Annotated in this window: 8 protein-coding genes; 2 read left to right on the top strand and 6 right to left on the bottom strand. The window is 60.8% G+C overall.

What is annotated here, in order from left to right:
- Nucleotides 1-242, top strand: a 242-nt coding sequence (locus tag Q0288_RS11420) for a site-specific DNA-methyltransferase (RefSeq protein ID WP_299430505.1), incomplete at its 5' end; no start/stop codon positions are given.
- Nucleotides 211-1,071, top strand: coding sequence for an MBL fold metallo-hydrolase (locus Q0288_RS11415; protein ID WP_299430503.1), 861 nt, complete (start codon nt 211-213; stop codon nt 1,069-1,071). The genes Q0288_RS11420 and Q0288_RS11415, both read left to right, overlap by 32 nt.
- 7 nt (nt 1,072-1,078) lie before the next feature.
- Here Q0288_RS11415 and paaZ read toward each other — a convergent pair whose 3' ends face one another.
- The 6 genes from paaZ to tpiA all read right to left on the bottom strand — a co-directional run bounded on the left by paaZ (nt 1,079) and on the right by tpiA (nt 7,760).
- Nucleotides 1,079-3,127, bottom strand: a complete 2,049-nt coding sequence (paaZ, locus tag Q0288_RS11410) for a phenylacetic acid degradation bifunctional protein PaaZ (protein WP_299430501.1) — start codon at nt 3,125-3,127, stop codon at nt 1,079-1,081.
- Nucleotides 3,128-3,283: 156 nt separating this feature from the next.
- Nucleotides 3,284-4,282, bottom strand: coding sequence for an alpha-ketoacid dehydrogenase subunit beta (locus tag Q0288_RS11405; RefSeq protein ID WP_299430499.1), 999 nt, complete (start codon nt 4,280-4,282; stop codon nt 3,284-3,286).
- Nucleotides 4,279-5,313: a pyruvate dehydrogenase (acetyl-transferring) E1 component subunit alpha gene (pdhA, locus tag Q0288_RS11400; protein ID WP_299430497.1), complete on the bottom strand. Its 1,035-nt coding sequence runs from the start codon at nt 5,311-5,313 to the stop codon at nt 4,279-4,281. Before pdhA ends, Q0288_RS11405 begins: the two co-directional genes overlap by 4 nt.
- A 10-nt stretch (nt 5,314-5,323) precedes the next feature.
- A complete protein-coding gene (locus Q0288_RS11395; RefSeq protein ID WP_299430494.1) occupies nt 5,324-6,451 on the bottom strand; it encodes an aminotransferase class I/II-fold pyridoxal phosphate-dependent enzyme in 1,128 nt (375 codons plus the stop codon).
- A 228-nt stretch (nt 6,452-6,679) separates the two neighbouring features.
- Nucleotides 6,680-7,000 carry an MliC family protein gene (locus tag Q0288_RS11390; protein ID WP_299430492.1) on the bottom strand — a complete coding sequence of 107 codons (321 nt, stop codon included), beginning with the start codon at nt 6,998-7,000 and terminating at the stop codon, nt 6,680-6,682.
- Between the two features lie 13 nt (nt 7,001-7,013).
- Nucleotides 7,014-7,760: a triose-phosphate isomerase gene (gene tpiA / locus Q0288_RS11385; RefSeq protein ID WP_299430491.1), complete on the bottom strand. Its 747-nt coding sequence runs from the start codon at nt 7,758-7,760 to the stop codon at nt 7,014-7,016.
- Nucleotides 7,761-8,198: the final 438 nt, after the last annotated feature.

Here is an 8,198-nt window from a genome sequence, read left to right as displayed (position 1 = left end):
CCCAGAAACCCCTCAGGCTGCTCGAGCGCATCGTGCGGGTTCACTCCCGTCCCGGCGATGTGGTTCTCGACTACTTTGCGGGCTCGGGAACGACCGGTGAAGCCGCGGCAAAACACGGCAGGGGTTTTGTGCTGGTGGATCAAAGCCCGGAGGCGATCGCGGTGATGCAGCGTAGACTTGCCCCATACAAACCTGGAATAATCATTCCCAATGCGCCCCATCACTTATCACAAGCTCGGTAATTTCGACCTCTGGTTCTTGAGCGACGGCGAGTTCTGGCTGGATGGCGGCTCGATGTTCGGCATTGTGCCCAAAAATTTGTGGTCGAAGCTCGTTTCTTCCGACGAGCAAAACCGAGTCCGGCTGGGACTGAATCCTGTGCTGATTCGTGCCGAAGGCCAGCTGGTGCTGCTCGAGACCGGCATAGACCGCAAGCCGGGCGAGAAATTCCGCCGCATTTACGGACTGGCCGAGGCCAACCCGCTACTGGGCCAGTTGGCGCTGCTGGGGGTGCGGCCCGAAGAAATCTCGCTGGTCATCAACACCCATCTGCACTTCGACCACGCCGGACTCAACACCCGCTTGCTGGATGGTAAGCTGGTGCCCACCTTTCCCAGAGCCCGGCACATTGTGCAGAAACAAGAACTTGAAGATGCCACCCATCCCCACGAGCGCAGCCGGGCTAGCTATCTGAACGACAACATCGAGCCGATCCTGTTACAGTTTGAGGTGGTGGCCGGCAAGGCAGAGATTATGCCCGGGCTATGGGTGGTGCCGGTTCCAGGCCACACCCTGGGGATGCAGGCCGTAGAACTTGCCTCCGAGGGTCAGAATTTCGCCTACACTGCCGACCTGATCCCCACCATGGCGCACGCTCCGCTGCCCTACATCATGGCCTTCGACCTCTACCCAATGACCACCCTCGAGACCCGCAAGCGCATGTACGAGCGCTGGATGGAAGGTGACTACCTTCTAGGCTTCACCCACGAGCCAGGGCATCCATTGGGCCGACTGGTGCGTACCGAGAAGGGATATCTGGCCGAACCCGTACATCTATCGGAAAAGATGTAGCTTCCCCCTAGGCCTGGGGTGCCCTTTCGAGCCTTCTTTCTACGAGGGTCAGGATGCTGTAAAGCGCTACGGTCTTGCCCTCCTGGTTGGTAATTTGCACGTCCCATTCGACCACGCCGGCGAGCCGCTCGCCTGGCCTGGGGTCTTTGGCGGTCTTGGACTTTACCGTCAGGCGGGCCTGAATGGTATCGCCGATGCCCACAGGCTCGATAAAACGGAGGTTTTCAAGCCCGTAGTTAGCCAGTACCGGCCCTGGAGCAGGGCTCACGAACAGGCCAGCCGCTGCAGCAATCAAGAAGTAGCCGTGGGCCACCCGCTTGCCAAAAATCGAGTCTCTGGCCCCGATTTCGTCTACGTGGGCATAAAAGTAGTCGCCGGTAAGGTTGGCGAAGTTCACGAGGTCGGCCTCGGTCACGGTGCGGCGGTGGGTCAGGAGGCTCTCGCCGATTTCCAGCTCTTCAAAGTATTTGCGAAAGGGGTGAACCAGGTCTTCGCTCACTTCAGCCCCGCGCACGTATTCGTTGCTCAGAACCGAAAGCGTGGTGGGGTCGGCCTGCACCGCGCAGCGCTGCATGTAATGCTTGATTCCCCGCACCCCGCCCAGCTCCTCGCCCGCACCTGCCCGGCCAGGCCCGCCATGAACCAGGAGGGGTAGGGGAGCGCCGTGGCCGGTGGACTCTCGGGCGTTTTCGCGGTTGAGTATGAGCATGCGCCCGTGGTGGGTGGCACAGCCAAAGAACAGGATTCGGGCTTCCTGACGGTTGTGGGTCACAACAGAGCCCACCAGGCTGCCCTTGCCTCGGCGCGCGAGCGCGACCGCTTCAACCAGGCTCTCATAGGGCATCACGGTCGCGACGGGGCCAAAAGGCTCGAGGTCATGTGCACCGGAGTCCCAGGGCTGGTTGCTGTAGAGCAGGGTGGGAGGCATGAAGCCACCTTTTTCCCAGTCACCGCCCAGGAGATCGGCCTCTCCTTGATAAACCACCTCGCAGTCCTGGCGGAGTTGCTGTACGACCGCTGCCACCTCGTCGCGCTGGCTGGCTCCAACCAGCGGCCCCATGCGAACCTCTTCACGGTGGGGGTCGCCCAGCACAACCTTAGAAAGGCGGTTTTTGAGCGCTTCCAGCACCGCCTCGACTTTGTTTCGCGGCACCATCACCCGCCGAATCGCGGTGCATTTTTGCCCGGCCTTGACGGTCATCTCGTCGGTGACTTCTTTGATGAACAAGTCAAATTCGTCATCGCCAGGCTCGACGGTCTGGCCCAGAATCGAGCAGTTGAGACTGTCGGCCTCCATGTTGAAGGGCACCGAATGGGCGATCAGGTTGGGATGGATCTTCAACTTGCGTCCGGTGGAAGCCGAGCCCGTAAAAGTAACGCAATCCTGTTCGCCCAGATGCTCGAGTAGATCGCCAGTGCTACCGCAAACCAGTTGTAGGGCCCCTTCGGGCAGAATGCCAGACTCTATCATGGTTCTGAAGACGGCCTCGGTCAGGTAGGCGGTCTGGGTGGCTGGCTTGACGATGGCGGGAACGCCCGCGATGAGTCCAGGAGCCAGTTTTTCCATCATACCCCAGACCGGGAAGTTGAAGGCGTTGATATGTACCGCCACCCCTTCTCTGGGCACCAGCAGGTGCCGCCCCAGGAAGCTGCCCTGTTTGGAGAGCGTCTGGGGGTCGTCCTCCACCAGGAAGCGCTCATTCGGCAGTTCGCGCCGGGCCAGCGACGAGTAGCTAAAGAAGGTGCCGATGCCGCCGTCAATGTCCACCCAACCATCGCGGCGGGTGGAGCCGGTTTTAAAGGAGAGCTGATAGAAGCCCTCTTTACGTTCGGTCAGGTACTGCGCCAGAGCCCGCAGCATGGCTGCCCGTTCGTGGAAGGTGTAGCGCTGAAGGTTGGGGCTGCCTATCTTGCGGGCGTATTCCACCATCGCGCCAAAGTCCAGCCCCTTGCTGCTTACATGCACCACGGGCTGCCCATACACCGCGTCGGCTACCAGGGTTCCGTCGTCGGTGCTCTGATGCCAGTCTCCGACCGCATAACTGCTTAGCTTCATAGGTGCTATTCTAACAAGTGCCTGTTTATCTATAGTCAAAGTCAATAGCCGGCAGCAGCGGTACTTGTGGTAGTATCCGCCTCGCCGCAGACCCACCTGCGACCTCTATAGGGGCTCCCCTGGATGCAAAACCTGGTCTCGAGACCAGGAAACAAATTAGTAGGTCAGCGCCCTGCGAACTGCCTCCAGAACCCGCCGGGCATCGGGGCGGTAGAAGTTTTCGACTGCGCTAAAGGGGGGGTAGGGTGCGTCCCAGCCTGCCACCCGTATTACGGGAGATTGCAGGGAGTCCAGGGCTTCCTCTGCGATGCGGGCGGCAACTTCTGCGCCAAAGCCGCCGGTGCGCATGGCCTCGTAGACTACTATGGCCCGACCGGTTTTCCGCACCGACTCGAGGATGGTCTGGGTATCGAGCGGCACCAGGGTCTCGAGATCCACAATCTCCAGCTCCACGCCCTCTTTAGCGGCCACCTCGGCGGCTTTCTGACAGACCTCCACCATCCCGCCGTAGCAGAGCAGGCTGGCTGCGGTACCCTCCCGCACCATACGGGCTTTGCCGATGGGCAGGGTGAAAAAACCCTCGGGCACTGGGGCCTTGACCCCCCGGTAGAGCTTGATGGCCTCGAGGAAAAACACCGGATCGGGGTCAGCAATGGCACTGAGTAGCAATCCCTTGGCCCGCTCGGGCGAAGAGGGAATCACCACCTTGACCCCCGGTATATGGCTCAGGATGGCCTCGGGGCTATCGGCGTGTTGTTCGGGGGTCTTGACCCCACCGCCGTAGGGGGCGCGTATGACCATCGGGACGCTGAAGCGCCCTCTGGTGCGATGGCGCATCCTGCCCAGGTGCGAGAGGATCTGATCCAGGGCCGGGTACAAAAACCCGGCGAACTGAATCTCGGCCACCGGGCGGAAGCCCGCCATGGCCAGCCCGATTCCAAACCCCACAATCCCCGACTCGGCCAAGGGGGTATCAAAGACCCGTTTCTCGCCATGCTTCTGCATCAGGCCATCCGAGGCCCGGAAAACCCCGCCCATGGCGCCCACGTCCTCCCCGAAAACCACCACCCGCTGGTCTTGGGCCAGGGCCATATCCAGGGCTTCGTTGATGGCCTGCACGTTGTTGAGGACTCGATTCTCGCGCTCGGCAATCATGGCTCACCCCGCAGGTAGTTCCAGGCAGCTTGCTGGTCGGCGTGCATTTCGGCGTAAACCTGCTCGACAATTTCCCAGGGCCTGGGCGCAGGGGCCTGGTCGGCCTCTTCCACCGCTGCCAGAAATTCACCCTCGAGTTCCTCGGTCAATTCGGCTTCCTGGTTCTCGCTCCACAACTCCAGGTGGGTCAGGCAATTCTTCATGCGCAAGATCGGGTCACGCCGGATCCAGCGCTCGGTCTCTTCCTCGGTGCGGTATCGTCCAGGATCGTCGGAAGAGGTGTGCGGGGCTACCCGGTAAGTGATGGCCTCAATCAAGGTCGGGCCTTCGCCGTTGCGGGCTCGTGCGGCGGCCTCTCTGGCCGCGCTCCACACCGCCACCAGGTCGTTGCCATCCACCACCACGCCGGGAATTCCGTAGCCCTGGGCCTTGAGGGCCACGCGCTGCACTTTCATTTGTTTTTTGGTAGGCACGCTGATGGCCCAACCGTTGTTCTGTACAACAATCAGAAGGGGAGCGTCAAACACCGAGGCAAAGTTCAGCCCTTCGTGGAAATCCCCTTCGGAAGTACCGCCATCTCCGATAAAAGCTGCCACCACCGCGCCACTGCCCTTGAGGCGTTCGGCATGGGCCAGCCCGGCGGCCTGGGGAATCTGGGTGGCGATGGGAATGTAAAACTGAATCATGTTCACACTGTCGGGGATGCGCCAGCCTGCGGGGTCGGCTCGCCAGCTCAGGATGAGCTTGGAAAGCGGCATGCCAAAGGTGATGGCAGCCGCTGTCTCCCGGTAGCTGGGGCAGAGCCAGTCTTTGCTGGCCTCGAGGCATAGCGTCACCCCCACCTGGGCAGCTTCCTGGCCACGAAAGGGGGGGTACACACCCAGCCGGCCCTGTCGCTGCAGTACCAGGGCCCGCTCGTCAAACTGCCTGGCGCGGCACAAAGCACGGTAGCCCTGTAGCAATTCTTCGTTGCTGAGGGGTAAATCCCGCAACGGTTTGCCATGGTCGTCAAGGTATTGAACTGTATCCACGCTACTAAGTTTAGCTCAAACGCCAACGCTCTAGATAGGTCTGCAAAAGCTCTATCGCCCGCTCAATCTCGCTGGCAGGCTTGCAAAAGGCGAAGCGGAACAGTCCTCTGGGGGCGGGGTTGTGAATATAAAAAGCCGAGCCGGGGATGACGGCAACCTGGCCGTCTCGCAACAGGGTTTCGGCCTCCAGGTCTGGCAAAATTGCGGTCAGGAAGTAGGTTCCGGCTGGGGAGAAGGTTTTCAGACCCAGGGATTTGAGCCCTTGCTCCAACAAATCCTTGCGCTGGCCGTAGCTTTCGCGCAGGTGCTGGTAGAACCCTTCCTTGCGGGCAGCGGGCAGGGCCTCCGCTACAGCAGCTTGCAGTGGGGCTGCCGAGCAAAAACTGCTCCACTGGCGCATACCCGCCACCTCGGGGGCCAGGCCCGGTGGTGTGACGATCCAGCCGATTCGCCAGCCAGTGGCCTCCAGGCGCTTGCCTGCCGAACCGACGGTAAAGACCCGTTCGGGCGCCAGCTCCCGCAGCTTGATGGGGGGCTGGTTGAAATAGAGTTCGTCGTATACCTCGTCGCTGATGATCCAGAGATCGTGTTTGCGGGCCAGGGCCACGATTTGTTCGGCCTCGGCGTGGGAAAAGACCGAGCCCGTGGGGTTATAGGGGCTGGTGAGAAGAAGGGCCTGGGTCCGTACCCCGATGGCACGTTCCAGAGCTGGTAAATCTACCTCCCAGCGGTCAGTAAGGCGCATGGGCACCAGCACCGGCTCGGCGCCGGCAATGCGGGTCTGGGGAATATACACATCGAAATAGGGCTCAAACATGACCACTTCATCGCCAGGGCCATAGAGCGATTCGGCCAGCGCGTGCAATGCCTCGGTGCCCCCAGCGGTCACGACCACGTTCTCCGGAACTACCGCCAGGTCTTCTGCAATGGCCTCGCGCAGCCTGGGCAGGCCGATGGGAGGGGTATACTGGTCTACGGTTCCGATAGCCCGCCGGGCAGCCTCGAGTAAAAAATTGGGTGGAGGGTTGGAGGGAAAGCCCTGCCCCAGATTGATGGCGCCGTGCTGTGCGGCCAGGCGGCTCATATGGGAGAAGACGCTTTCTTTGGAAAGCTGGGTGCGGGGATGGAGACTTGCCATGATCGCAAGAAGAGTTTACCGCAGGATTCACGCATTAAATCCGGATTGCGGGAGGCAAGACGAAACCAAGGGTCGAGAGAAAAAGCCAGCAGCTTGCAGTTAAGTCGCGAGGAGGCAATTTTTTCTATTACTGTGCTGGGCGCAGTTTACGAGCGATTACGGGTCGGCGCACCCCCTGAAGCACCTGCGGAGACCCATCTGCCTCGAGCCCGTCAGAGCAAACTGCGATCAGCGAACAGGCCGACAACCCTGCGCCAGCATCTGACCGGTGCGCTCGCTCATCAGGAAAGCCTCCTCGGCCCTGCCGGCGCCTTTGATCCACCAGGAGGCCCGGCCATCGGAATACTTGACCCCAGAGGCTGCCACCACTTGAAACAGTGGCCCATAGGTCTGGTTGTTGAACACCACCCCCACCCGGTCGAACTGGTTCTGGTAGACGGCCCGAATCTGAACGCCCCCAGCGCAGCGGTAGGTTCGCTGCACGACCTCGGTAGTCTGGGACAGGGCATTTAAGGAAAAAAGCAGCACCAACATCGTCCAAGCGCGCATAGTCTCTCCTGGGTCAGGCGGTGAGCAGGTTCAAATAGTCCTCGAGCTTCAGGCTGGCCCCACCCACCAACCCGCCATCAATATTGGGTTGTGCAAAGAGGGCGGCGGCATTCTCGGGCTTGACCGAGCCGCCGTAGAGGATTCGCAGCGCATCAGCAAACCCCGAACCATAGCGAGCCATTAGCCAGCCGCGAATGGCGCGGTGCATGAACTCGGCATCCTCGGGGGTGGCGGTCTTGCCGGTGCCGATGGCCCAGACCGGCTCGTAGGCGATGATCAATTGAGCCGCCGACAGGGGATGTACATCCTCCAGGCTTCCTTCTAACTGTCGCAGGGTGTACTCGACATGCCCCTCAGTCTCGCGAACCCTCAACGGCTCGCCCACACAAAGGATGGGCACGATGCCCTGCTCGATCAGGCGCCTGGCTTTTTCGGCCACCAGCGCATCCGATTCGCTATGGTAGCTGCGTCGCTCCGAGTGCCCCACCACGGTATATTTGCAGGCCAGATCGGCCAACATTTGGGCCGATACCTCGCCGGTATAGGCTCCTTCCGGGTGTGCGGAAACATCCTGGGCGCCCCAGTACACGCCGCTGCCCTCGAGGATTTCTGCGGCACCGGGCAAGGAAGTAAAGGGCACCATCAGTGCGGGCTCGGCCGGGGTTTGCGGCAGTTTGGCGATCAACTCTCGAAACCAAATCCTGGCTTCGGAGGGCGTTTTGTACATCTTCCAGTTGCCGGCCACGAGTCGTTTGCGCATAGGTGTTTCAATCATACGGCACAAGCAGCCTCCCCAAGCCCCGCAAGGGGTTCAGCTTTTGATGTATTCCGCATATCCGCTCCCGGTGCGGCCAGGCTTCCGGTATAACCAGTATCGCGTCAGCGACTCACCTGGAGCGGTTCTCAGAAAGTATGCCGCACCCCCTCCGGGTGAGAACGCCACCAAGAGCTTGTTTTTTTTGCGGCGGGGATCAACCGCAGGAATAGTGAGAGCTGCGCTGGGGTGAGGGGGCAGAAGAGAGGTTTGTACGAGGTATGGCAAAAGCCAGGTGTTAATATCTGACGAAATTACTGCCTGCCGGCAAGAAAACGGTAGACTTCTGTCATGATCGAAAGCCACATTGGCTCCAGGGAGCGCGAATCGCCCACCTTCAAGCAGAACAAAGATGCCTGGGTACGGCTCATTGCCGATTTCCGC

This window comes from uncultured Meiothermus sp. (assembly GCF_937863175.1).
Taxonomy (GTDB): domain Bacteria; phylum Deinococcota; class Deinococci; order Deinococcales; family Thermaceae; genus Meiothermus.
The sequence above is the reverse complement of the archived record's forward strand: the minus strand, read 5'-3'. Positions and strand labels throughout refer to the sequence as shown.

Bases quoted from the DNA above. Each gene is read 5' to 3' on its own strand.
- Q0288_RS11415 (WP_299430503.1), top strand. From the start codon at position 211: ATGCGCCCCATCACTTATCACAAGCTCGGTAATTTCGACCTCTGGTTC.
- paaZ (WP_299430501.1), bottom strand. From the start codon at position 3,127: ATGAAGCTAAGCAGTTATGCGGTCGGAGACTGGCATCAGAGCACCGAC.
- Q0288_RS11405 (WP_299430499.1), bottom strand. From the start codon at position 4,282: ATGATTGCCGAGCGCGAGAATCGAGTCCTCAACAACGTGCAGGCCATC.
- Q0288_RS11395 (WP_299430494.1), bottom strand. From the start codon at position 6,451: ATGGCAAGTCTCCATCCCCGCACCCAGCTTTCCAAAGAAAGCGTCTTC.
- Q0288_RS11390 (WP_299430492.1), bottom strand. From the start codon at position 7,000: ATGCGCGCTTGGACGATGTTGGTGCTGCTTTTTTCCTTAAATGCCCTG.
- tpiA (WP_299430491.1), bottom strand. From the start codon at position 7,760: ATGCGCAAACGACTCGTGGCCGGCAACTGGAAGATGTACAAAACGCCC.